Below are 25,225 nucleotides of genomic sequence, written 5' to 3' on the forward strand. Positions count from 1 at the left end.
ACATTCTCAAATTGATTTTATGACAAAAATTCTTTGCATAGAAACCTCTGGTATAAACTGTTCCGTAGCAATTTCGGAAGAAAATTCTCTTCTGGCTGAAAAAGCTGAAAACAAAGGAAAATTCACACACGCGGAAAGCCTGCACGTTTTCATAAATGAAGTCCTTGATTTAGCAAACATTTCTATCAATGAACTTGACGCTATTGCCGTGAGTGGCGGACCTGGTTCTTACACAGGTTTGCGAATTGGAGTTTCAACGGCTAAAGGCTTGTGTTTTGCTTTAAACAAACCGTTAATTGCCATTTCTACACTTCAAATCTTAGCATCACAAATAACAGAGAATGAATTCATTATCCCGATGTTAGATGCTCGGCGTATGGAAGTGTACAGTGCAGTTTTCGATAAGAGTTTCAACGAAATTGAGAAAACCGAAGCTAAAATTTTAGACGAAAATAGTTACACGGAATGGCTTTCCAAAGGAAAAGTAGTTTTTTTAGGCGATGGAGTGGATAAATTCTCAGAGATTTGTCGTCATCCAAATGCTTTTTTTGTTAAAAATGCTTATCCTCAAGCAAAAGATATGATTCCACACGCTTTTGAGAAGTTTAAGAATAGAAATTTTGAAGATATTGCTTATTTCGAACCAAATTATCTGAAATAATTACAATATTTTCTAATTTTTCGCCTCTTTATTTGCCAATTGCCCACACGCAGCATCAATATCTTTTCCTCTTGACCTTCTGACCGTTACGGTAATTCCTGCTTCTTCAAGCATTTTTTGATACATATCAATTGCTGCACTATCTGCCTGAGCAAAACCTCCACCATCAATTGGGTTGTATTCTATAAGATTTACTTTTGAGGGAGCAAAACGACAAAATTTTATCAATGCTTCTACATCCTTTTTCTTATCATTGATATTTTTCCAAACTACGTATTCATAAGTAATTTTATTTTTTGTCTTTTTATACCAATATTCCAACGCTTCACGAAGTTCAGATAATGGAAATTTTTCATTAAAAGGCATAATAGAAGTTCGCACTTCATCTATGGCTGAATGCAATGACACGGCAAGTTTAAATTTAACTTCATCATCTGCCATCTTCTTTATAAGCTTCGGGATACCTGAGGTTGAAACTGTTATACGTTTTGGGGACATTCCCAAACCTTCTTCTGAAGTAATTTTTTCAATGGCAGCCAGCACATTGTTGTAATTCATCAAAGGCTCTCCCATCCCCATAAAAACGATATTTGAAAGCGGTCTGTTAAAAAACATACGACTCTGATTATCAACAACCTTTACTTGATCAAAAATTTCATCAGGGAGCAAATTTCGCATACGTTTCAAACGAGCCGTAGCACAAAAAGTACAGTTCAAACTGCACCCAACTTGGCTTGAAACACAGGCAGTTGTTCTTGTCTCGGTTGGAATCAAAACAGATTCTACCAATAAACCATCGTGCAACCGAACTGCGTTTTTGATTGTTCCGTCCGAACTGCGTTGCATTACATCAACCTCAATATGATTGATAACGAAATTATTATCAAGTATTTCCCTCGTTCTTTTAGGCAAATTAGTCATCTCTTCAAAAGAATGTAATCCTTTGCCCCAAAGCCAATCATATACCTGATTCCCACGAAATGCTTTATCTCCGTTCGTCTCAAAAAACTGACGTAATTCTTCTTTGCTTAACGCTCGTATGTCTTTCTTTTCTTGCATAGGGGCAAAGGTAGAAAATAATTAATAATAGCCCCATTTTTTACTTTAAAAAAGAAAATTCTCATCTTTTTATATAGCTTTTGTAAATAAATCCTTAACATAATCGGGTTTTAAATCAAATTAAATCCCAAAGTATTGTTAATTTTTTTGAAATGTAGTATTAATTTGTACCTTTGCTACTGTTTTAAACCAATAATTATTTTTCATATGAAAAAAACAACCCTAAGCTTAGTAGCTATTTTATCGGTTGGGGGATATGTATCTGCCCAAGATTTACCGGCAAATCCTGCTCCAGGGAAATGTTACGTGAAATGTATCACTAAGGACGAATTCCGTGAAGAGACAGAAACTATCCAAATTTCTCCTGCGTACAGCAAATTAGAGGTAGTTCCTGCTAAGTACAAAACCATCGAAGAGCGTGTTCTTGTAAAAGAAGCAAGCAAAAAGTTGGTTTACGTACCTGCTGTTTTTGAAACAGTTGATGTTCCTTATGAGAAAAAAGAACAAGGTACCGTTCTGAAAGTCGTTCCTGCTGCTTTTGGAAATGATGTAAAAACGATTGAAGTATTCCCTAAAACATCCGGATGGGAATATAAACATCTTGACAACTGCCCTTCAATTAATAAAGATGCTTGTGTTACTGCGTGTTTTGTTGAAAGACCGGCTCGTTTTGAGAGTGTTAACATCGTTACTTTAACAAAAGATGCTCACACGACTGAAACTGAAATCCCTGCTGTATCGGCAAATTTCAAACGTCAGGTAATCAAAACTCCTGCCCGTGTTGATGAAATTGAAATCCCTGCTGAGTACGCCACCATCAAGCGTGAAGTGATTGACACTCCGGCAACAACCCGCAAAGTGGAAGTACCTGCCGAGTACAAAACTGTTACAAAGCAAGTACTTGCCAAAAAAGGAGGAGTTACCGTTTGGGAAGAGGTTGATTGTAAATTATTAGAACCTACTTTATTGCCTATTCTTTATGAGTACAACAGTGCTAAATTAACAAAAGCTTCTGAAAAAGTTATCGACGAAATGTTATTACCTTTACTAAGAGGTAAAAACACAAGCGTGGAAATTATGTCGCACACTGATTCAAGAGGAAACGACCAATACAATATGTCTCTTTCTCAACAAAGAGCCAATGCGGTAGTTAATTACTTGGCAAACAAAGGAATTCAACGTTCAAGAATGATTGCCAAAGGATACGGGGAAAGTCGCCTTATCAACAGATGTGCTAATGGCGTTCAATGTTCAGAAGAAGAACACCACAAAAACCGTAGAACAGAATTCAGAATTCTTGGAGAATAATCAATCAGATTTAAAGATAAAAAAAGAGCCTAATATAGGCTCTTTTTTTATATGTATGAGAATCAAATTTTTCGGTCAATAACGTAATTTACCATCAAGGTTAATGCTGTTTTATACTCTGAATCAGGAAAAGTAGAAAGAATTTCCAATGCTTTATGCTGAAATTCACGCATCTTCTGCTCAGCATACGAAAGCCCTCCACTCTGTTTAACAAAATTGATAACTTCTTTTACGCGTTTCTTGTCCCTATTGTGATTTTTAACGGAATTGATAATCCATTTTTTCTCTTTCTCAGTACAATTATTCAGTGTATAAATCAGCGGAAGAGTCATTTTTTGCTCCTTAATATCAATTCCGGTTGGCTTCCCGATGCTTTCTTCCGTATAGTCGAACAAATCATCTTTTATCTGAAAAGCCATCCCGATATATTCCCCAAAAAGACGCATTTTTTCAATAATCTCCTCGGCATCGGGGACTACCGAGCAAGCTCCCATAGCACAACAAGCAGCAATGAGCGTAGCTGTTTTCTGACGGATAATTTCATAATAAACCGCTTCAACAATATCCAATCGTCGGGCTTTTTCGATTTGAAGAAGCTCTCCTTCGCTCATTTCACGCACCGCCACCGAAATAATCCGCAGCAAATCAAAATCCGAATTATCAATGGAAAGCAACAATCCTTTGGAAAGCAGATAATCTCCCACCAAAACAGCTATTTTGTTCTTCCACAAGGCATTTATTGAAAAAAAACCGCGACGTTTGTTACTGTCATCAACCACATCATCGTGAACCAAAGTTGCCGTATGGATAAGTTCAATAACGGAAGCTCCTCGATAAGTACGTTCCTCTACCCTGCCACCTGAAACCATTTTCGCGACCAGAAACACGAACATCGGACGCATTTGCTTGCCTTTTCGGTTTACAATATAGTACGTAATGCGGTTGAGCAACGCCACCTTGGACGACATCGAATCTCGGAACTTCTGTTCAAAAAGCTCCATTTCATCACGAATGGGTTCCTTGATTTGTGAAATTACTTTCATAACGTTCTATCCCTTAAAAACAGACTCATCCACCTTGATTTTCACCACCAACTTACGTATTTTTCCCTCACCGATAATCGGGGCGTGTGCATCTTCCGGAAAAACAATCGCAAATTCATTGGGATGTAGTGTAACGTAACTCGTTGGCACATCGTCATAAAGCCCGAAATCATTCTCCGCATCAAAAGGTTTCTTTTCTTGCTTGCAATCGGACAGATTTTTCCAACCAATGGTTTCTTGACCTTCAAGAAGAATATGAATGTCCAAGTATTTTTGATGATACTCAAGTACCTGATTTTCTTTTGTTAAGCATTCAGGTTCTGAATTAATTATAAATACATCTTCACCGTCAATTTCTATTTTTCCCAGTTCGGCATTTAGTAAATTATGACTTTTTACATACTCGAAAACTTTCGGGAAGGCAGGATGCAAACCCTCATAACGACCACTTTGACTTAAATCGGATAGAATCATTGTTTCTTTTATTTTTAGTGCTATGCAAATATATTGAAAAAATCAACTAAAACGCAAATATATATCCAAGTTTATTGATTTTGACTTTATTGCGACATTTTTTCCACACTTAAACATCGAAACTATTTTACATTAATTCTAAATTTACATTTAAGAATAAAATTTTTAATTTTTAATTTTTAATTTTTAATTTTTAATTTTGTACAAAATTTGAATCATTTTTATTCATTTTTCGCAATACTACAACTTCAAAACAATCAAAATACTTTAAAAGATGAAAAAAATCATCCAACTTTTGTTCTTTTTAATTTCCGGCAACGTTTTTTCACAAAATTCTTACACTATTTCAGGGCGTGTGATTGATGAATACAACGAAGCAGTGCCTTATGCAATTGTTTCGGCGTTATCGTATGACAAATCTGTGATGATTTCACAAACAAGCACCGATTCGGAGGGAAATTTCACCCTGAAAGGAAATGCTGAAACCATAAAATTAATAGTTTTTGCCACCGGATTTGAAACCTACGAGGAAAAAACACCTCTAAAATGGGATAAAAACATCTCGCTGAGCGTCATAAAGCTAAAACCTTTGATTACTGAATTAAGTGGCGTGGTTGTGTCGGCAGACAGAAAGAAACCTGCCATTAAGTTGGAGGAAGGCAAAATCATTTTTTCGCCCAAAGAAAGCAGTATAACCTCAGGAGGAAACGCTCTTGAAGCCTTGCGAAAAACACCCGGCGTATTGATAGACAATTCTTACGCAATTTCAATTCTCGGGAAGAAAGGAGCAATGGTTTTTATCAATGGGAAATCTACATATATGCAATCGGAGGACTTGGCAAACTTCCTTAAATCCGTTTCGGTATCACAAATTAAAAACATTGAGGTTATGCTAAATCCGTCCGCACAATATGATGCCGAAGGAGGAGCCGGAATAATCAACATCGTGCTTTCCAAACACAACATTGAAGGTACGTACATTTCCGCAGGTAGTGGCATATCTTATTGGAATCATCTGCGAAATGCAACGGACGTTTCTCTGCAACACAATACCGAGAAACTAAACATAAACGCCTCATATAGCCACCATTTTGGGTATATAAATTATGATTACGGCTCGGAAAGAAAGTTAGATGATAAGTGGTACATCAGTTCGTCGGCAGATACAGACCGACGCAGTTCCGTTTCAGGTAATTTCGGGCTGGATTATCTTCTGAATAAGAAAAATACAATCGGGATGAACCTTTCCGTAAACTCACATTTCGGTAAAGGAGGCATCGACACACAAAATGATATCTTCGATAAGAATTTCAACTATGAAAAGACCCTTTACGGGCAAAGCAATTACTTCAAACAAAGAAATGCACGCTATGCGTTGAGTACTTTTTACGCCTTTGAACCTTCGGAGAATGAAAAATACAATCTTGATATTGATTATGTGTTTTTCGACGGCTTATCAGGAGTAAACCAACCGAATTGGCACAAAGATTTGGGAGGAAATCGTATCGCTAATGATGTATTTTTGGCTGACAGCAACCGAAAAGTACATATTTTTGCCATCGCCTTTCATCAAAAATTCCCGTTATGGAAAGGAAATTGGTTGTCCGGAATTAAATTCTCACAAGTTTCTTCCAACAACATATCCGATTTTTTCACCGTATTACCATCGGGCAACCTGCTGAATGTAAATCGTTCCAATACTTTCGATTATAAAGAACGTTTACTTGCCGGATATTTGCAATACGCTATCCGGATAAACGAAAAGCTTTCCGCAGAAGTAGGAATCCGTAGTGAATATACTTTTTCTCTCGGGAAATTATTCCCACGCCAAGGAAGCAATCAAAAATATCAAGAAAACAAACGAAATTACATTAACTTCTTCCCTTCCGCGAGCCTCACGTATCAAAAAGATGAAAAAATAGCATACAGTTTGAATTACAGCAGCCGAATTGCCCGTCCTGCATATCAGGATTTGAGTCCCTTTATTTTGGCTCTCGACGGACTTTCGGACTGGGTGGGAAATCCGTTTTTGGAACCCCAAAAAACATATAAAATCAGCGGTTCCGGAACTTGGGGGAATACTACTGCAATACTTTCTTACGCCTATACAAATGATTTCAGCGGACAAATTACCGAGAAACAGCCAAATGAACGTGTGATAATGATTCCGCGTAACATTGGATACCAAAATCATTTCTCGGCAAGCATTCTGCAAGAAATCCGATGGTCTTCGTGGTACAAAATGCACATAAATCCTTCCTTATTCTATGTCCGAAATTCATTTCAGATAGAAAATTATGCCTCTTTCAGTCCCAGCAAATGGACTTTCTCCTGCAACTCACAACATCAGTTTCAACTTCCTTGGAAACTTACCGGCGAAATCAATGCTGACTATACCACAAAACAAATCGCCAATGTTAATGAAATTTCTAAACCTTCGGGAGGTATTGACATTGGATTACAACGCAGTTTTTGGGAGAATCAACTTAGTGTAGCCTTTTCTTTCACTGACATTTTCCATACACGTCGTTGGGATTCAGAAAGTCACTTGCCCAATTTGGATAATTACATCTGGGGATATGCCGAATCGCGTCAAGTTAAGTTCTATGTAACTTACAAACTTGGAAAACAAAGCTCTAAAACCGCTCACCAAAGTGATTTGGAGGAAGCTGACAGGCTATAAAGAGTCTATTTATTTTAAAAATACCTATCGTAGTAATATTTCAGATAAAAATAAAATTAATACTCCTCATCGGAGGAGTATTTTTATTTGAAGTAAAATAGAAACAACCCGTCGGAGATGTATTTTTACATAAAACCAAATGGAAATAATCTTTCGGAGTGGTATTTTTATAAGAAACCAAATGAAAACAACCTTGCGGAGTGGTATTTTTATGAGAAACAAAATGGAAACAACCTTGCGTAGTTGTATTTTTGTAAGAAACCAAATGAAAACAACCTTGCGGAGTAGTATTTTTATGAGAAACAAAATGAAAACAACCTTGCGTAGTGGTATTTTTATGATAAACAAAATGAAAACAACGTTGCGGAGTAGTATTTTTATGAGAAACAAAATGAAAACAACCTTGCGTAGTGGTATTTTCATAAAAATATTTTCATAAGAAAAGGATAATGTTTTTATTCTATGTATTTTTAAATGAATATATTTGCAGAAAAGTTGTCCGAAATGGCAAAGAGAAAAACAAAGACACAAAAAAGCATTCCGGTAATAGAGCAATTTGACAAACCGTTAGAATATTTCAGCATTTTTCAGTATCTGGTTTTTGCAGGGACGTACTTGTACTTCTGGCTTTTCGCCGATATTTCCGATGCGTACAAAGTATATAGCTTGGCTATGCTTATCATATTTGAATTTATTATGGTGCATTCGGGAATTTTTATGGCTATAATTCCTGCCAAGTATTCTTTACTGATTTTCTTTCCCTTTTATGGAATTTTTGCATTAGTTTTTAATCTTTCTTTGAATTTGGGAGATAATCAGATACTGATTTTGTACTTAGTGACCGTCTTTCACAGAATGCGATTTGCTTTTTTCAATACAGATAAGGACATCAAAAACAGATTGATACTATTTTCTGTGCTTGGTGCTTTGGCTTACTTTATTTTGACGTTTTTTAGTCTCATTTTTTCTCCCATTTTACCTTATTTTTCCTTAGATGAGTTCTTTTTCAACTCCGATGCATATCAAAACGTGAAAAAAATGAAGGGAGCTTTCGTCGATACACCTCACGAAGCTATTATTTTCGGGTTTTTGTACTATTTGGCACTTGCTTTCATTAATTTTAGGCTCCTCAGAATGGCAAAAGGAAAATAATTCAGGAAATCTTGTTTTCTTTTTAAGCTGAATTGATTTTGTTTATCCCATAAAAGATTACTTTTTATCATCTTTTCATTTGATTTATTACCAAAAAAGAAGTAAAAAAGCTACTCTTGAAATTATTTCTACATTTCAAATTACTATATTTGCCATTACAAATTTAAAAAGAAATGAAAAAGAGACTCCGAATAGCTGTTTTATATAAAGTTATCGCATTATTGATACTTTTTTTGGCTGAACCTATTTACGGACAAGATTTCTCGAAAGAAATTGAGAGTTATCTGGAAGATAGTGAAACATTCCGAGGAGAAGGAAAGCTAAAAGAAGTTTACAATGCCCTTAAAAAAGCCGAATCAAAGGCTAAAAACAAACATAGAGATTATTTACCGCAGGTTTACTCGGAATATGTGAAGTATTTTTTCGCCATAAAGAACTCCAATTCGGCTAAAGAATATATGCAGAAAGCCAGAAATGAAGCTGAAAAGTCTAATTCCGCTCAAGCACTCGCCTTCGGATATTACACTAAGGCTTATTACTATAACTATCTTGACATACGCAACCTCGCCGTTGAAAACTGTCAGTTGGCTTTAACCATCGCAGAAGAAAATAAGATTGAATCACTTAAACCAAGGCTCTATTACATTCTCTATGGGGCTTATTCAAGTGTGGAAGATGCTTCTCTTGCCCGAAAATATGCTCAAAAGACTATCGAAACCGCCGATAAGGCTCATAATTACAATCTTCTTTCCAATGGTTATTCGGCAATGTCCACCGTTATGGGATATTTGTACAAAAAAGAACGAAATGAAGCCTTTAAAGACAGTATCCTGATTTATTTACAGAGGTCTGCGGAAGTTTACAAGCGATATCCGAATAAAGTAAGCTCAATCACGTACGGAATAACGAATATCAACATTGCGGATTTCTATTTCCAAAGCGGAAGCCTTTCTGACACAAATACTTTAGACAGCATCCGGAAGTACACCACCATTGCCCTTGAAGTATCGCAAGGAAAAAGCAACACTGCTTCAATTCAAGCCAATGCAAAAGGACTTTTGGCGGAAATCGCTCTGCAACAAGGAAATACCTCTGAAGCCGAAAAACTTCTGACAGAAGCCTTTGTTGAAATCAGCAAGCAACAACCCGTTATCGATTATTACACGCTCATTGCTCTTGCCGAAGCCCTATCACAACTCTACGAAAAAAGCGGAAATCTTGAAAAAGCTCTTTACCTAAAAAACGAAAAAGAGAAATACAAAGCCAAGCTCCACGACCAAACCCAACAAGAACAGATACTTCGCCTCGAAGCCGAGTTTGAAAACCAACAAATAAAACAAGAAATAGAAACCATATCACAATTAGCCGAAAGCAGAAAACAACTTAATTACCTCTACATAGGCATCTCTTTTTTAGCTTTGATTGCTCTTATCTTTGTCGTGAGAAATCAACAAAACAAATCAAAACTACAAACCGAAAAACAACTCCGACTTGAAAAAGAAAAGGACGAAGCCGAAGCACGTGCTTTGCTCAAAGAAAAAGAACGAAGATTGCTTTCTATCCAAAAATCGCAAATGGAACGGGAAATAAAAATGCAGTTAAGGCTTGAGAAAGAAGAACAAGCCCGCCTAAAAGCAGAACAAGAGCTCTTACAACTCAAAAACGAACAAATGCAAAAAGAAGTTCTGGCAAATGCACTCCAAATCGACCGGAAAAACAAACTTTTAGAAGAAATAAAAGACAAAATCAAGCAGGAAGGAAACACTTTCAATATCGACCGCGTTTTGAAAAAAGAAAAATTCTTAGATGACACCATTGAGCAAACCGTCAAGGAATTTCAGGACATTCATCCTGATTTTTTTAATAAACTCAGTGAACTTTCAGCCAATAAACTCACGCCGCTTGACCTGAAATATTGTGCCTATATGTATCTGAAGCTTTCCACAAAGGAAATCGCCTCAGCCTTTAACGTGGAACCAAAAAGCATCCGAATGAGTAAGTATCGCATCAAACAAAAACTAAATTTGGAGAAAGAAGAAAATTTAGAAGATTTTTTACAAAGCCTCACTGCGTAACAAAAAAAGAGATTATCTCAGAATATTGTAAGATAATCTCAACAAAACAGAAATTTACTTTTCCTTACTCGCTAACGGTTGCAATCAAATATACACCTTTTGAAGTAGATTCTTTCACCACCTTATCTCCTTTTAGTAATTGCAATGTCAAAGTAGCGTTTTCATTTGTTCCTTCCGCTGTTACTGAAGCAGCAATAACATTTTTTACTGTGAAAGATTTTACCCAATCCTCTGCCAAAGGTTTATTAACTTCCTCTGTATTAGATTGCCCATCGCGAACAATTACAACGTTTAATAATTTAACTCCTTCTGATTTTAGAACTTTTACCGTATAAGTTCCGCCCGATTGACCATCATCACTTTTGCCACAAGCTACAGCCATTATTACCATAGCCAATAAAAATAAAATTTTTCTTATCTTTTTTGTATTTTATTGAGGCAAATATACATTTTTTCCGGATATACAGACATCAACAATGTAAAAAAGAATAGAAAAACATACAGAAAATATTCGTTGTAGACAGTTTGTAGACGCCTTTCTCTTTGACATAATTTGGGCTTCTGCCTATCTTTGCAAATGAATTAATAAATTATTTCATTATGTCAAATCCAGATTCAAAACTCCCGTATTTAGAAATCATTGAATGGGTAGAACCTGACCCCAATCTACTAATGTGGAAAGTTCCTGACCAAGATAAAGAGATAAAAAATGGAGCAAAGCTCGTCGTGCGTGAAAGCCAATCTGTTCTTTTCTTAAATGAAGGCAACATTGCCGATGTTTTCGGTGCCGGTACACATTCGCTTTCTACCCAAAACATACCTATTCTTTCCAAACTTAAAGGCTGGAAGTACGGTTTTGAAAGTCCATTCAAGGCAGATGTATATTATTTTTCAACCAAACAATTCGTGAACCTCAAATGGGGAACGCCTGCTCCGGTACTGATGCGTGACTCACAATTCGGGCAGGTACGAGTGCGTGCCTTCGGGTCGTACAACGTAAAAATAACCGATGTCGCCACGTTTTTCAAGGAATACGCTGGCACGTATCCTTTATTAACGGTTTTTGAACTGGAAGCACAACTTCGTGACTTTATCGCTCCAAAATTTGGGGAAGCTCTTTCCAACGCTAACCTTTCCGTTGTAGATGTTGCGGGAAATATGACCGAGTTGAGCAATAAAATTCGCCCAATGATTGAGCCTTATTTCTCTGATTTTGGAATTGAAATAACGCAATTCACGGTGAGTTCCGTTACTCTTCCACAAGAAGTTACAGAATTTTATGATAAGGCTACAAGTATGAATATTATTGGTGATATGAATCGTTTTCAGCAATTTAATACCGCTAATGCCATTGGCAACGACCGCAGTAATCTCAATTCAAGCGTGAAAGAAGGTGTAGCAATGGGAATGATGATGGGAACAATGCAACAGCAAATGCAACAAAATCAACCGGTAACCAACGATGACCCAACAACAAAACTTCAGAAACTAAAAACGCTTTTTGAAAACGGACTTATTGATGAAGAAGAATACAAAGCTAAAAAAGCTGAGATTTTAGCAAATTTTTAAAAAAAACAGAATATAAAATACATATTTCAATTAATTTACAAAACTATGACAGAAAAACAAATCTTGAAAAAAATTGATGCTTGGGACGAAAACGACAACATCCAAGCCATTATTGATTTCATAGAAAACCTGCCTGTGCAGCAGCGTTCTACCGCCGTTTTGAGCGAACTCGGAAGGGCTTACAATAACTTTTACTGGCTCGACCAATCGGTTGGAAATGAGAAATATCTGCAAAAAGCAATTGAAGTTTTTAAATATCTGGAAGAAGAGCTTGGCGAAACGGCTTCGTGGAATTATCGTATCGGGTATTCATATTTCTACCTAAATAACAGCGAATTAGCTAAAAAACACTTCCTCAAAGAACGAGAGCTGCAAGGCTGTGGCAACGACGTGGAAACCTATCTGGCTTGCATTGAATATGCTCAAGAAAAAGGCATTTCGCCCGTAGATGTTTACAATGGTGGAAGAGAGAGCGTGCAATATCCGCTGGAGCGTTTTTTAAACTTTTTGGAGAAAAAAGCACCCAAATTGCGTACTCTTCTTGCCAAAGGAGCTTCTGATACTGAGCTGGAAAGCTTTGAAAAACAAATCGGAACGAAACTTCCCGGGGCTTACAAAGAACTCTATCGCACATTTAACGGTCAAACCGAAATCGTGCCGTTTTTCGCCACTGATAATCAGCATTTTGTTTCATTAAGTGAAGTCCCTCAAATTCAAGAAAGATGGCTGAATTTCGTAAAGGAACATTATGGCGAAAATTGGAAAAGTGTCAAACTCTCCGAAGAGGCTTTCTTCGATGAAGAAGACATCAAAAATACGCTTTTCAACCCAAAATGGATTCCGATTTTAGCCGGAGAACGATTCTTCATTTGTATGGATTTAGACCCTAAACAAGAAGAATTTTACGGGCAAATCATCTGCGTGATGCTCAACGAAGATATCAATAACTTTGAGGTAGGTTACCTTTATAATGATATCAAAGATTGGTTAGGTTACATCATTCGCAACTTACAATCAGGACAATTAGCATACAACTCTGAAAATCATCTTCTTGAATTTGCTGAAAATGAAAATTACGAAGAATTGGCTTACTACACAGAAGAGGAACGCGTAGCTTTGGAGAGTTACATCGAAAAGAGCTTCGGTAAATTTGACGAGGTTCTTCACGAATTAGTATCACCTGATATTCATTGTGATATATACATTATAAAACCTACACCCGAGCGGAATTATTACACGTTGGTAACGGGCGGTATGGGAGCTTTTCAGATGTACACTCCAGAAGAATATTCATCATCACCGTTTGCTGAATTGGTTATCAATCTTCCTCCTACTTGGAACATTCAAAGTGAGGACGAGAAAGATTATTGGCCTATCCGTTGGCTGAAAAATTTAGCCCGATTGCCTATTCACCATCAAACTTACTTAGGATACGGACACACTATCCCAACAGGCGAGGCTTTGGAAGGCACCAATTTCGATTGTTTGATGCTTATCGGAGCTATTACGCAAAGTGAAGATAATGAGGAAACTCAATGGGCAATGGCAGAACTACCTTCAGGAAAAGCTGTCGGGTTTTTCTATGTGGTACCGCTTTATCCGGAAGAAACACAGTTCAAACTCGACCAATCGGCGGACGATTTGCTTGATAAGTTTGAAGCTGCTGATGTTGCTTATCCGCCTGTGGTAGATATCCATCGTATCAACGTTTGCGAAGGTTACGAAGCTATGGAAACTCCGAATCTGTTAGATGATGTTGCGTGGGCGTTTAACGACCGTTTTTATGGTTCGCTGATGCATTTCTGGGAAGACGTACAAGAATATAACGCTGATATTGAGAAGGATTTAGAAGATTTCACACCGTTTGCCACAATTTTCAATAGCTCCAAAGTGATGATGATGTATGATGCTTACATCAAAAGTGAGAAAGATATTTTGGAAAATGAGCGTTTACTTAATCCCGAAACTTTTGACGACCCAGACGAAGACGGAATGTACTACGCCCGCATATTGACAGAACTTGAAAGTGAAGACCGCGATTATTTCGGGGCGTTGAATTTGCTTCGTCATATTCACAATACATTGTCAAACAAAGATTTAGGCGACCATATTTTCTTTGAAGGCTTCGATTTGGAATCCTATCAAGAAGACGGAACTCCTGTAATCTACTTGAACTTAGGAAGTTAATTCATTCTTGCCAATCCCGCTCTTCTGAGGGATTGGCTTTTTAAACTATTAACAAGTAAAATTTTTCCACAACAAACATAAAAAATATATGGAACCTATGAAACTTGATGAAATTCCAGATGAAGTTTTTCTTGAAGATATTTATGATTTGACAGAAAACATTCCTAAAGAATTTCCGACTTGGCTCAAACAAATTGAAAAACAAATCGGTGTGAAAGCCGAACATATCCGCTTTACGGACTTTGTTGAAAATACAGATAATGAAGAATCAAATGAGGAATTTGTAGGTTATTTTTATGAAGTGTTAAATGGGCAAATGTACAGATATAGTGCTGAAAATGATATTTTAACGATTATTCCTGTGGATAAAAAACAGCTTACAATGCAAGATACTTTTAGCCTTCGTGTATTACATTTATTAAAATAAAAAACTGGAAACCAATTCTTTATAAAAAAATCATTTATTACACTGCGGACAGACAAATAAATTTTTCTAACAATAAAAAAAATGAATATTCCGTTTGAAAAAATAGAACCTTTTTGCATCACCAAAAGGCAACAAAAAAATTTAGAAAAACTCAAGAAGAAATTCTCTATAAAAAATGCAATAAACAGGGAAACGTTATCCGATTTGATGGATAGTCTCTTTATTTGTGAAAAATACGAACCGCTTTTGGCTTTACTTCCCGAAGTTTTGAGCGTACCTTTTGAAGAAGATTTCCTCATTTGGGGCGATGTAGAATCGTATTTAGCCATCATTGCTGCAATTCCGAGCATTACTTCCCACCAGCGGAAAGCTATTTTTGAGCATTACAAAAGTGTTACCCAATGTCAAAGTACCAAAAAAGCACAGGAAAGTTTGGATTACTATTTCCATCGGATTTTATCTCTTAATGAGATACGTGAATACTGTAAAAATGTTGTCGTAGCCCTTGAAGAGGAAGATTTGGGCTATGAGTATGCGATGCACTTGGGGCTTTTGAAAGAAGCAAGCCAAGTGAAACTTATCAGCGAGTTTGTTGATTTCAAAACTTTGCAATTCCCGCAATGGTTGGAAGCTCCTGATTTTGAAAACAAAGAAGCATTGCAAAACAATATGGATAAATTCATCAATCAAGAATTAAAGCTACTGAAAGAAAAACGATTAGCTAAATATCTTTAAGTAACCCAAAATAACATACAGCAATGAAAATAACAGATAGTGAACTACAACGAAATGACTTATCCTCATTAGCTTTTTTTGATGCAGCCAATTATAATGTTAAAAATATTCGTGAAGATATTGAACATTACAAAACTTTGGACAAAATACGCACAAGTATTTTTGGAAACATTAAAGCATTGAGCCTCCTTTGTGAACATTTTGATGGAGGAGATAATCCCATAATGACCGAAGAGGCTCAGCAATGGAAAGTAATTCTGCTTGATTATTGTGAACGTAATAAACGCAAGATTCCAAAAGCATTACGAGATGATTTTTTACAAAACTTGACAAAAGATTTGGACACAATCATTAATAACAGCATTGATATTCCTGACTTTTTATGGAAAAGTGACGCCCAAAAACGTGAAATAGTCGTAAAGGTAAAAAATCAAGCATTGAAAGACAAATACATTGCTCTGGCTGAATTGAAATACAGTAAATTAGGAGGTGCTTTACAAAATTATCTGCTCGAATGTTTACAAAAATTAGAAGAAAAAGAGGAAGCACCAGAAGAGCAAACAATTCCAAGAAACAAGACACGCAGTTTTTGTCCTCACATCTTTGCTTCATCTGATAATGAATACACCTTTTTATTAGATGACTTTAATATTTTTTTGACTGAAAAACAGTATTCTGAGGATACCGAAATCAACGCATACGACATCGAAAAACGACTTAAAAAGTACTTAAAAGAAACCAATAAACCTTTACTTAAAGTATTACTTTTTGATTGTGAAAGTTCTGCCTTTTCAGTAAGAAGTCAAAACTTGGAAAACTTGATGCAATTACAAAAAGCATTATTACACTTAGCATTTGATAATCAGTAAGATGAAACTTATCGGCAAATTTGTTGATTTCAAAACTTTACAATTCCCGCAGTGGTTGGAAGTTCCTGATTTTGAAAATTGGGGAACGTTGCAAAAAAATATAGATAAATTCATCAACTAAGAATTAAAGTTACTGAAAGAGAAACGATTAAATAAACACAATTAAAAATATGATAACCAAACATTTAGGCAAAAACATTCCGAAAGACTATTTGGAATTTATTGAAAAAATTGATTCAAAAGAAAATTTTCAAGTATGGTATTTTAACAATCCGTATCGCCATAATAAGCAAATCAAACTTTATACAAAAAAAGGTTTGCTATCAAATAGTTATGATAAAAAATCGTTTTGGTATGAATGGATTAGCAAAGCCGATTATGATTTTGAAAAAGTCAAGCCCTTACGTCTTGATGAACCGATTTCTATTGACGAAGTGAAAACTTGCTTTACCATAGCTGACACTTATGAAGGTAACGTTTTTATCAATCTGCACGATAGTTCGGTATGGCATTTTAGCGATGATTCGGATTGGGATAACGATACTGACCTCTATCGCTGCGAAAAATATGCCGATAGCTTTGGTGAATTTTTACAAATGCTTAATTTGAAACCCATTGGCAATAAATTTGAAAATGAAGATTTTTAAATTAAAATAACCACGCACGCATCGTGTCTCTACCAAAATTTAAAAGAAAAACGATTAGCCAAATATCTTTAATAAAATAAAGGCAACAAATTGTATAAAATGCTAAAATATTGTTATCACGATGGTGGTTTGGAAAAAGTTATTGTTTCCGAAAAGATTTTGAGTTTATGGATTTCTCTTTATTCTATTTTCTATCCGCAAAAAACACGTATTTTGTTAAAATTTCATCATCAAAATGATATACAGTTTTTTAGCAAATGGAAAAAAGAAGCCAATCAATTATTCACTGAAGATGACGAGGAAGATGTTTTTATCCGAATTGAAGCTATTGAAATTCAAGAAAAAGACAATAAAATGTTTTGTAAACTCAAATGCGACCATCTCAAAACATTAAAATTTAATTTTATTTCTGTTGAAGAAATCGAATTGCAATAAAAATCTGTATATCAAAATGGTATTAACAAAAACATTGATATTTCAAGGCAGAATTACAAAAATGAACAAATCAAACTAAAGAAAAAAATATGAGTACACCGAAAGAAATTTTTGAAAAAGCCTGTGGCGAAATTGCCCAGCAATTCCCTGATTTTAAAGCCATTCAAAAAGGCAGAAAATTAAAGAAAACAAGTCAAGATAAAAGCATTGAGTTTGAAATTTACTTTCAGACCAGTATGCGAAACCATAGCGGTAGCGTTAGCATACTTCCGCACATTAACATTTCTTCCAAAAAAATGGAAAAATGGCTCAACACACAAAGTAACGGACAAGAAATGTGGGAGTCAATCTTTACTAAACAACTCGGTTACCTCACGCCGTGTCAATATTGGCACGCATGGAACTTGGCAGGGCTTAGTTTTCAGCCAACCATCGATGAAATTGTAAAGTATTTAAAAGAATATGCCTTACCTATTTTTGAACTTTTTGAAAATAAAGACAAAGCAGTAGATTTTTTATTAGAAAATGGAGCAATTTTCAACAAAAATGTAAAACACGATGAACTTTTACCTTTCTACTTTGTATTTTGGCACGGCGGAAAAGAAAAAGCAGAAATTTTCCTCAATAATTTCGTGCAAAATTGCAGTTACAAAGGAAAATTCATCAAATCATATGAAAAATTACAAACCGTCAAACAAATTAATTTTACTTATGGCAGTTTTGTCGGCGAGGACATCTTAAAATTTGCAGTAGCTCACGGAATTAAACTCAACATCAAAGAATAAACAATGGATTTTGCAGAAATAAATCATTACATTGACCTTTTTTATGAGGAAAAACTTTCTGAATACGACCTGAAATATTACATCACGCAATGTGCTGAAAAAGAAAATATTTCGGTTGAAACACTTTCAATTCTGTTTCTGAAAGATTGTACAGCAAACAAAGATGGAGAAACTTTAGAAAATGCGTTGTTGATTGTATTCATTTTTAATATTCATAATAAAGAAGTTGTAGCACTTTGTCAAGAATTATTACTCAAAGATTGGCACGAACGTCACGAAGATATTATTTCTGTTTTGGAAGACAACAGAAACAAAGAAACCGTTCCGTATTTGCTTAAAGCTTTCCGAGTGAAACTGAAATATATGCAGTACAACAATTATTATTCGTTTCATAAAAAACTGTTATGGGCAATTTATAAACTTTCTGGTTCTCAATACAAAAAAGAACTATTACAATTAACTGAACATATCAGCCCAAAGCTAAAGCCTGAATGGAGGCAATTTATAGGAGATAAAATGGGTAAAATATAAAAAGAACAAAACTATGAACATAAAGGAATCACAACTGAAAATTTGTGCAAAATACCAATCTGAGTTTGAGCAACTAAAACTCAATGAAATGGTAGCGGTAGCCTTAGACACACTCGGACAAATGCCCATCGTTGGGGAGCGAATCGTGTTGGAGGAAGGCAAAAACGTTTCGTGGTTTATTTACTGCGGAGAGTATTCTGATGCAGATGATTTCTACAAACCAATACATTGGTATCATCTGATTGAAATTTTGCCCGAAGTATTACCTTATTTGGGATTAAAGCAAGGATTTCGTTTTATCATTGACAATGAAGGCTATGAAGATGTCTGGAAAGATGAAAATTAACCCAAAAACCAACTGAAAATGACGTATCACAAAGATTATTTTAAGGATTTCAATCTCAATCCTGAAGGACTTTTGCAGGAAGAAATTGATATTATCAATGATTGGTATGCCAATTACACCAAATTCGACAGAAATATACATCTTTTTGATGCAGAAGAAGTTGAAATTTACACTGAACACGTAAAATTTCTGAAAGAAGAATATGAAAATCTTTCGTTTTGTGATGACATTTTGTTATTTTCAGCAGATGAAGACAGCAATTGTGCAGGAATTATGACAAAAGGAATAATGCGAGGTTGGATTTTCTTTTTCTCAGAAGATTTTTGGACAAAACCAGTCTTTCGGACACTCAAAACTTTTTATGAAAAGGTAAAATCTGAAGAAATTACCGATGTTTCTGCCTTTGGTATTAAATCTCCGGATTTTCAAAATAAGCATCGAACCGCATCAGAACTCGCTACTGATAATAAAGTATTCGATGACCTTTTACAAAAAATACATCATACTGAAAACAAGCACGATAAAAATCTGTTTATAGAAGCACTCATTACCATTGCTCCCCCTAACAGAATTAGTGAACTCACAGAATTTCTATTTTCAGAAGATTATTGGCATACACGCCAAATTTTGGAAGCATTTGCTTTCTATAATCATCAAACAGACCACGAATTACTATACAAATTAGGAAAAGAAAAACCACAATTTCGCAAACAATTAAAAGAAATGGGAATACAACCTCAAAGAAAGTTCCTTTGGTGGAAGAAATGGTAAAAAGCGAAGAAAATCAAATCCAATTATTTTTAGAAATTAAAAATATTTTTGCGAAATAACCAGATTAATTAGCTAACAATGAATTTACTAAAATGTTTACAAACAGACGGCATAACTATTCTGAAAGAACGCCAAGAAGAAGAGAAAGACATTAACAAAATATACGAAAGCGAAATACCTTTGCTTCTCGACAACGAACACGAAAGGATTTATTTTGTAAAATTTGCCGATGAAATGCCCGAAATACGCATTCCTTTTGGTGATTTTTTATGTTTCGGAAAAATTGGCTTTGAGAAACAATATTTTGTGATTGACAAAGAAGGAAAAATCTTTAAATATGATTTCTGTTATGAAGATGAAAGCAACTTAGTGTTTGTGAATAGTTCCCTCACGGCATTTTACAGGAGTTATTGCCGATATATGGCTGGAATTTTTATGTATAAGGCTCATCAAAGTGATGAGGACTTCCCAATGGAAGCCGAAGTAGAACGAATTACGGAATTTATCAAAAGTTTTGACCCTGCTGCTGTTGAAAACGAACAAACTTACTGGTCTGACCAGCTATTTATACTTGAAGATGGCTTTGCTTACCTGATGCATAACGTCGTAGACAGAACGTTAGGAATGCCAAAGCATAATTATCAGCAAAAAAAGAAGAATAAGTAAAGAATTTAATCTTTTTATAAAAAAAGGACTACTTTAAAAAATCAAAGAGACAATCAGTGCTTTGGCAGGAATTTTCGCCTGTTTTTTTAGAATTTTCTATCAAAAACAGAATAATTTAAACAAATAGTAACAATGAATTTCAAAGAATTATTAAAACACGAAGGGCTTACTGCCCAACAAATAAAACACATTGAGTTGTTGGACAAAAAATTTTCGGCAACCAATGCAGGCAATTTAAAAAAAGCCAATGACCTGCTTTTCAGTTTATTGTACACCAACAATTTACCTGCCGTTCAAACGCTCCTTGATTTGATGACGCAAATTCCGTTTAACGGCAATTTTAACCAATGGACTTTTGTGGAACCAAGTTACACCTTGCGTTATTTTTTGAGCAATGACAACACCGAAAAGGAGAAAATTAAGCATTATTTGATAAATGAGGTACGCTCCGAATGGGATGACGATGAGGAACACGCTGAGCATCTGCAAAAAAAACGTGACGGAATGCTGGTGGAGAGCAGTTTGGAGCAATTGGAACGTTACAACACATCTGAAAAAGAAGAATTTACTTGGCGAACTACTGCTTTAATACGTTATTTAGAGGTTTTGGCAATAGGAGCAACAGGAAAATTGGATAAAAAAAACGTTTTAGCTGAAATTAATTCCAATATCGAGCGACAAAAAGCATTAAACGCAAAGTTTAGCAAGTAAATTTGCTGATAAAATACCCGAAATATGCATTTCTTTTGAAGATTTTTTTATATTTTGAAAAAAAAGGAAATTCTATCAATAAATAATTATGAATAATATCAAAAAGTATTTTTTAAATTCTAAACAAACTAAATGAAACATTATTATGAGTTTTGCAGAAGAGATTAAGAAATTAAAGCAGTTTCTAAAAGAACAAGGTTTTTTCGCTGTTCCAATGGAGATTCGTAATATGCGTTCTTGGGTTAAAGAATTGGATAGCGAAAACTTAGTATATATGTATGTTTACATCAGTCAGCATTCACAAAAAAGCCAAAGAGGACACCTAATTATTTCTCCGCCACGCTATAATGATGATAGTTGGATAGGAAATCCTTTGGCTATTGGTATTCCATTGGCAGAAAATTGGGAATTAGGGACAGGTTTCTTTGATGATTATATAAACAGACTTACTAATTTATTGCCGAGTGCAGCTTATCTTAAAGATGCAGTTATTAAGGAAATGTACAGCGTAAGTAATATTTCTACTCAGGCATCAGGGGCAAAAACACTTGGTGAAAGAGAACTGATAGAATTAAAAGCCTTTCGTAAATTACAAGAAGAAGCAAATTTTACCGAGTTATGCCAAATAAGCAAAGAAATTTGGTTTAAGAAAAAATACATTTATCTACTTGATATTGAATTAAGTAAAAAATGTTTTGAACCTTATGGTGATGACATTACAATGAAATACATTGAGGATTACACATCTAAATTAAGTACGATTTTAGCCACATATAGTGCATTCAGATAGGCAGTAAATTTAGTAATACAAACCAAAATAAAAATTCAATGCAACAATTTTCTTTAAAAGTACAAATAAACGAACAAAGACCTGATTTTCCCGTATTTAAAGCTTTCTTTTTTGGTGATGATTTTCATAATTGTGACAGTGATGGCGATGCTTCTCCCGTTTATAGCAGAAATTGGACAGAGCTTTATATGCGTTCCCGAGAAAACAAACAATGGTTTGACATACAATGCATTGAAAAAGATAATTTGACTTTCAAAATCACTTCCGATACGGAAGAAAATGTGTACCGCATTGCTTATTTCCTTGCAAAAAAAACAAATGGAGCAATTTTAAACAATGAAAATCAAATAATTAATAAAGATAATGTATTTTCAAAAATGGGAAACTTTGATTTGGAAGAAAGATTGCATTTAGCAGAGAAAAGCATTTGGCGAAAATCATCAAAAGAGAATCCTTATCCCAACCTTCAGAAAGAAAAATAGCTCATTTGCTTTAACCCAACCAATTAATAACACAAAATACTGATAATGAATAACAAAACACAAATCGCAACTGATATTCCAACCGAAATATTTTATAAAATTGTTGATTATCTGAAAGAAAATAGTTGGAAACTCATTGCAGAATACAGCCCCGAAATCTTTGATAAAGCTATCGACTTTGATTTATACCAATTTGAAAAAGAAAATAAAACGATACAAATGGCTTGGGATATTTGGTTTGAAGGAGAGATAAAAGCAACATCATCTGTTTTTAAAATGTTATCATCACATTTAAAATATGAATTCAAATACGGAACATCTATTCACTTTCACAAAGATATTTTCGATAAAAAATCATCTTTATTAATGAAATATTAGTGTTTGAATAACTTAATCTTAAAAAAATTAAATTCTAATGAAAAAACAAAATTACCTTCGCATTTATGCTAACATTGGCAAGGAAAATTACAGCGAAAACGAGAAAGAAACATTAGTAAAAACACTCATTGCCATTGGCGAAGAGATATTTACACAGACCGATTTACGAATGGACATCAATGGTTCGGGATATGGCATTTCAAAAGGCGACCCGCTGGTAAAACAACAAACCTTTTGGAAGAAAATCGATAAAAAAGGCTACAAAAATCTGTTCGGAATCAGCGCTTCGCACAAAGATTATTACAATTACAGGTCACAATTCAATTTATGGATGCAATCGCATAACTTTTTCCGATTAGATATCGAGTTTTTCTGGCAAGCTAATGATAATTTCGACTACGAAAAGGCTCAAAAAATCATCGAAACTTATCTGCCTATTGTCCGAATTGATTACGCTTACGGCTATCTTGCTGATAAAAACCTAACTTGGAATGAATGGATAACAAAAGAAAGTTTTTGGAGTTCCACCTCCTATATTCCTAAGGAAGAGGAGATTTGGCAAGGACAAATTGGTGAAATCTTAAATGGAAAAATCAAAAAAATATACGCCTTTAATGTTTTTAATAAAGCCCAAAGCGAGAAAACATCACACGAAAACCTGAACCGTATTCCACTTAATGATGAAATTGAAATTGGTTTGCTTACATAGAAAGTATTTCAAAACCTAATTAGCTTCATCAGAACTAAAAAATGAAAAAATAAATACAAAATCATCAAATTCGCTATCAAAAAGCCTAAAAAAGCTATGGAAAAACGATTCTTTTTAAGTTGTTCCGATTTGCATAAACAAAAATCCGGCAAACCGACTTATCTTTACGAAGAAATCTCGGAAGAAGAAGCCACCAAACACGAAAATGAACGAGCTTATTACATCGGATACTTTCAAAATGGAATTCTAACAAAATACGAAAAAAGGTATCGTGGAGAAATTCTTTCCGAAAAGCAAATCGAACTAAAAAACGAATAAATTATGCTCTCAATTCACCTAAAAAATGCTCAAAATAAAGGTATTGGCTATATTACTTATGAAGAGGAAGTCATTTTAGCCAAACTTTATGACAAAACCGAAATAAAATTCATCAAAAAACTATGGGAAAACTATTATAATAATCCCGTTTTCTACCTTGAAGAATTAGAAATTGCTTATGAAGAACTATTTTCTCTTTCCCTTGAAATGACACAAAAAGCAACCGCATCATCTGAAATAAATTTTGTATATAAAATCATTACAATTATCTCTTATGCAGTGTATCACAAAGAAAATTTGCAATGTTTAAGCGATTAGCAAATCATAAATGAAAACACGAACAAATTAAAAATCTTCTATCATTATTAAATAAAAAACATATGAATTTCAAACCTTCAAATAAAGTTTACAAAACACAAGAAATACAAGGCGTTTCCGTTCCTGCGATTATTGAAAACGGAGGTTATCACTTCGTAGATTTAGATATTTACGAAAACGGACGTGTTTATTGCTGGAATTTTCACGATTTTGAGATTTTTAAGCAAGAAGTTAATAGCGAATGGGTGGTTTTAAGCGTTCCTGATGGCGAGGACATTTCAATTTTTAATTTAGGATGTTGGAAAATCAAAAATTCGCAATGGATTTTCAACAAAAAAGGTTTTATTGCCTATGTTGAAAGCCTTATTCGTGAAATGAACCCGCAATGGAAAAATATTTACACCTATGTTGAGAAAAAAATAGGCGAAATTACCATTGGCGAAAACGGTCAAGGAACTATTTTTAAAGAAATTAAAAATGAATATGGATTTAATTCTAAAAAAATTGAAGCCAATAGTTTAAATCTGTACTATAAAGAAAATGAAATCTATCATTTGGTAAAAATTATCGCTTTTGCTGACCACACTTTACAGATTACAAGGCTTGAAAATCCGTTTGAAATCAGTTTTGAGGAATTTAAAAAGCTCGTCAAAGAGAAAAAAATAGTAACGAATCCGCCAAAAAATTCAGTTATAAATATCTATGGATTAGGAAGTTTCTCCATTGAGCAAAAAAGTTGGTGCAATAGCATCAAGAATATACAAAAGGAAATTGAAGAAATATTCAGAAAGCTCAATAATGTACCTACTTTGTTTGAAATTTGCTTAAATACATTCAAAGAATTCAAAAACAATCCAACGAAGGAAAACCAAAGCAAACTGAAAAAAGCATATGAGAAAGTTCCTGAACATCAGCGTATGTATCTGGGCGATATGGACACCAGAGACACTGAAATTCGGATGATTATTTACGGAAAACAGGAAATTGAAGGCTGGTCGCATTATCAAATTGCAAAAAAAATGGGAGACCCACTGCCAAATATCCAAATTCCGGAAATAAAAGATGAAAACAACAATTAAAAAAATATCAAAAAATA

29 protein-coding genes are annotated in these 25,225 nt (G+C 34.7%); 25 read left to right on the forward strand and 4 right to left on the reverse strand.

The window, feature by feature from the left end:
- Positions 1–19: 19 nt before the first annotated feature.
- Positions 20–661 (forward strand): tRNA (adenosine(37)-N6)-threonylcarbamoyltransferase complex dimerization subunit type 1 TsaB, encoded by a 642-nt coding sequence (gene tsaB, locus GN105_RS03550; RefSeq protein ID WP_155284054.1) that lies wholly within the window; start codon positions 20–22, stop codon positions 659–661.
- Between the two features lie 12 nt (positions 662–673).
- Here tsaB and rlmN read toward each other — a convergent pair whose 3' ends face one another.
- The gene (rlmN, locus tag GN105_RS03555) at positions 674–1,720 is read right to left on the reverse strand and encodes a dual-specificity RNA methyltransferase RlmN (RefSeq protein WP_155284055.1); all 1,047 of its coding nucleotides are present in this window, start codon (positions 1,718–1,720) and stop codon (positions 674–676) included.
- A 207-nt stretch (positions 1,721–1,927) separates the two neighbouring features.
- Between rlmN and GN105_RS03560 the strand changes: the two genes are divergently transcribed.
- Complete coding sequence (locus GN105_RS03560; protein ID WP_155284056.1) at positions 1,928–3,028, forward strand: OmpA family protein; 1,101 nt, start codon at positions 1,928–1,930, stop codon at positions 3,026–3,028.
- Positions 3,029–3,090: 62 nt separating this feature from the next.
- On the opposite strand, the gene GN105_RS03565 is transcribed toward GN105_RS03560, so the two are convergent.
- Both GN105_RS03565 and GN105_RS03570 read right to left on the reverse strand, forming a co-directional pair.
- The gene (locus GN105_RS03565) at positions 3,091–4,071 is read right to left on the reverse strand and encodes a polyprenyl synthetase family protein (protein ID WP_155284057.1); all 981 of its coding nucleotides are present in this window, start codon (positions 4,069–4,071) and stop codon (positions 3,091–3,093) included.
- A 6-nt stretch (positions 4,072–4,077) separates the two neighbouring features.
- Positions 4,078–4,545: a NanQ anomerase/TabA/YiaL family protein gene (locus tag GN105_RS03570; protein WP_155284058.1), complete on the reverse strand. Its 468-nt coding sequence runs from the start codon at positions 4,543–4,545 to the stop codon at positions 4,078–4,080.
- Between the two features lie 274 nt (positions 4,546–4,819).
- On the opposite strand from GN105_RS03570, the gene GN105_RS03575 reads away from it, so the two are divergent.
- The 3 genes from GN105_RS03575 (at position 4,820) to GN105_RS03585 (ending at position 10,455) form a co-directional block, all read left to right on the forward strand.
- Positions 4,820–7,228, forward strand: a complete 2,409-nt coding sequence (locus GN105_RS03575; protein ID WP_155284059.1) for a TonB-dependent receptor — start codon at positions 4,820–4,822, stop codon at positions 7,226–7,228.
- 504 nt (positions 7,229–7,732) lie between these two features.
- Positions 7,733–8,380 carry a hypothetical protein gene (locus GN105_RS03580; RefSeq protein ID WP_155284060.1) on the forward strand — a complete coding sequence of 216 codons (648 nt, stop codon included), beginning with the start codon at positions 7,733–7,735 and terminating at the stop codon, positions 8,378–8,380.
- A gap of 173 nt (positions 8,381–8,553) precedes the next feature.
- On the forward strand, positions 8,554–10,455 hold the full coding sequence (locus GN105_RS03585) for a hypothetical protein (protein WP_155284061.1): 1,902 nt from the start codon (positions 8,554–8,556) through the stop codon (positions 10,453–10,455).
- Between the two features lie 64 nt (positions 10,456–10,519).
- On the opposite strand, the gene GN105_RS03590 is transcribed toward GN105_RS03585, so the two are convergent.
- A complete protein-coding gene (locus GN105_RS03590; RefSeq protein WP_155289067.1) occupies positions 10,520–10,846 on the reverse strand; it encodes a hypothetical protein in 327 nt (108 codons plus the stop codon).
- Between the two features lie 209 nt (positions 10,847–11,055).
- Here GN105_RS03590 and GN105_RS03595 point away from each other — a divergent pair, with 209 nt between their 5' ends.
- The 20 genes from GN105_RS03595 (at position 11,056) to GN105_RS03690 (ending at position 25,208) form a co-directional block, all read left to right on the forward strand.
- Entirely contained in the window at positions 11,056–12,024 is a 969-nt protein-coding gene (locus tag GN105_RS03595) for an SPFH domain-containing protein (RefSeq protein ID WP_155284063.1), read from the forward strand.
- 45 nt (positions 12,025–12,069) lie between these two features.
- Positions 12,070–14,211: a suppressor of fused domain protein gene (locus tag GN105_RS03600; RefSeq protein WP_155284064.1), complete on the forward strand. Its 2,142-nt coding sequence runs from the start codon at positions 12,070–12,072 to the stop codon at positions 14,209–14,211.
- An 88-nt stretch (positions 14,212–14,299) separates the two neighbouring features.
- On the forward strand, positions 14,300–14,638 hold the full coding sequence (locus GN105_RS03605) for a hypothetical protein (protein ID WP_155284065.1): 339 nt from the start codon (positions 14,300–14,302) through the stop codon (positions 14,636–14,638).
- Between the two features lie 81 nt (positions 14,639–14,719).
- Positions 14,720–15,373, forward strand: a complete 654-nt coding sequence (locus GN105_RS03610; RefSeq protein WP_155284066.1) for a DUF6707 family protein — start codon at positions 14,720–14,722, stop codon at positions 15,371–15,373.
- A gap of 23 nt (positions 15,374–15,396) precedes the next feature.
- Positions 15,397–16,242, forward strand: coding sequence for a hypothetical protein (locus tag GN105_RS03615; RefSeq protein ID WP_155284067.1), 846 nt, complete (start codon positions 15,397–15,399; stop codon positions 16,240–16,242).
- 170 nt (positions 16,243–16,412) lie between these two features.
- Positions 16,413–16,889, forward strand: a complete 477-nt coding sequence (locus tag GN105_RS03620) for a hypothetical protein (protein ID WP_155284068.1) — start codon at positions 16,413–16,415, stop codon at positions 16,887–16,889.
- 99 nt (positions 16,890–16,988) lie between these two features.
- Positions 16,989–17,324, forward strand: coding sequence for a hypothetical protein (locus tag GN105_RS03625; RefSeq protein ID WP_155284069.1), 336 nt, complete (start codon positions 16,989–16,991; stop codon positions 17,322–17,324).
- A gap of 89 nt (positions 17,325–17,413) precedes the next feature.
- Positions 17,414–18,109, forward strand: coding sequence for a hypothetical protein (locus GN105_RS03630; RefSeq protein ID WP_155284070.1), 696 nt, complete (start codon positions 17,414–17,416; stop codon positions 18,107–18,109).
- A 3-nt stretch (positions 18,110–18,112) separates the two neighbouring features.
- Complete coding sequence (locus GN105_RS03635) at positions 18,113–18,640, forward strand: hypothetical protein (RefSeq protein ID WP_155284071.1); 528 nt, start codon at positions 18,113–18,115, stop codon at positions 18,638–18,640.
- Between the two features lie 13 nt (positions 18,641–18,653).
- Positions 18,654–18,986 (forward strand): immunity protein Imm33 domain-containing protein, encoded by a 333-nt coding sequence (locus GN105_RS03640; protein ID WP_155284072.1) that lies wholly within the window; start codon positions 18,654–18,656, stop codon positions 18,984–18,986.
- 18 nt (positions 18,987–19,004) lie between these two features.
- The gene (locus GN105_RS03645; protein WP_155284073.1) at positions 19,005–19,757 is read left to right on the forward strand and encodes a hypothetical protein; all 753 of its coding nucleotides are present in this window, start codon (positions 19,005–19,007) and stop codon (positions 19,755–19,757) included.
- Positions 19,758–19,835: 78 nt separating this feature from the next.
- On the forward strand, positions 19,836–20,423 hold the full coding sequence (locus GN105_RS03650) for an SUKH-4 family immunity protein (RefSeq protein WP_095895561.1): 588 nt from the start codon (positions 19,836–19,838) through the stop codon (positions 20,421–20,423).
- Positions 20,424–20,555: 132 nt separating this feature from the next.
- The gene (locus GN105_RS03655; protein ID WP_155284074.1) at positions 20,556–21,134 is read left to right on the forward strand and encodes a DUF6707 family protein; all 579 of its coding nucleotides are present in this window, start codon (positions 20,556–20,558) and stop codon (positions 21,132–21,134) included.
- Between the two features lie 145 nt (positions 21,135–21,279).
- Positions 21,280–21,924, forward strand: coding sequence for a hypothetical protein (locus GN105_RS03660; RefSeq protein WP_155284075.1), 645 nt, complete (start codon positions 21,280–21,282; stop codon positions 21,922–21,924).
- A 38-nt stretch (positions 21,925–21,962) separates the two neighbouring features.
- On the forward strand, positions 21,963–22,406 hold the full coding sequence (locus GN105_RS03665) for a hypothetical protein (protein WP_155284076.1): 444 nt from the start codon (positions 21,963–21,965) through the stop codon (positions 22,404–22,406).
- A gap of 45 nt (positions 22,407–22,451) precedes the next feature.
- Positions 22,452–22,784: a hypothetical protein gene (locus GN105_RS03670; RefSeq protein ID WP_155284077.1), complete on the forward strand. Its 333-nt coding sequence runs from the start codon at positions 22,452–22,454 to the stop codon at positions 22,782–22,784.
- A 37-nt stretch (positions 22,785–22,821) separates the two neighbouring features.
- A complete protein-coding gene (locus tag GN105_RS03675; protein ID WP_155284078.1) occupies positions 22,822–23,493 on the forward strand; it encodes a hypothetical protein in 672 nt (223 codons plus the stop codon).
- Between the two features lie 96 nt (positions 23,494–23,589).
- Entirely contained in the window at positions 23,590–23,811 is a 222-nt protein-coding gene (locus GN105_RS03680; RefSeq protein ID WP_095895573.1) for a hypothetical protein, read from the forward strand.
- Between the two features lie 3 nt (positions 23,812–23,814).
- The gene (locus tag GN105_RS03685) at positions 23,815–24,129 is read left to right on the forward strand and encodes a hypothetical protein (protein ID WP_095895575.1); all 315 of its coding nucleotides are present in this window, start codon (positions 23,815–23,817) and stop codon (positions 24,127–24,129) included.
- Between the two features lie 62 nt (positions 24,130–24,191).
- Positions 24,192–25,208, forward strand: coding sequence for a DUF7638 domain-containing protein (locus GN105_RS03690; RefSeq protein ID WP_155284079.1), 1,017 nt, complete (start codon positions 24,192–24,194; stop codon positions 25,206–25,208).
- The last annotated feature ends 17 nt before the right edge of the window (positions 25,209–25,225 follow it).

Source organism: Capnocytophaga felis (genome assembly GCF_009684755.1).
GTDB classification, from domain to species: domain Bacteria; phylum Bacteroidota; class Bacteroidia; order Flavobacteriales; family Flavobacteriaceae; genus Capnocytophaga; species Capnocytophaga felis.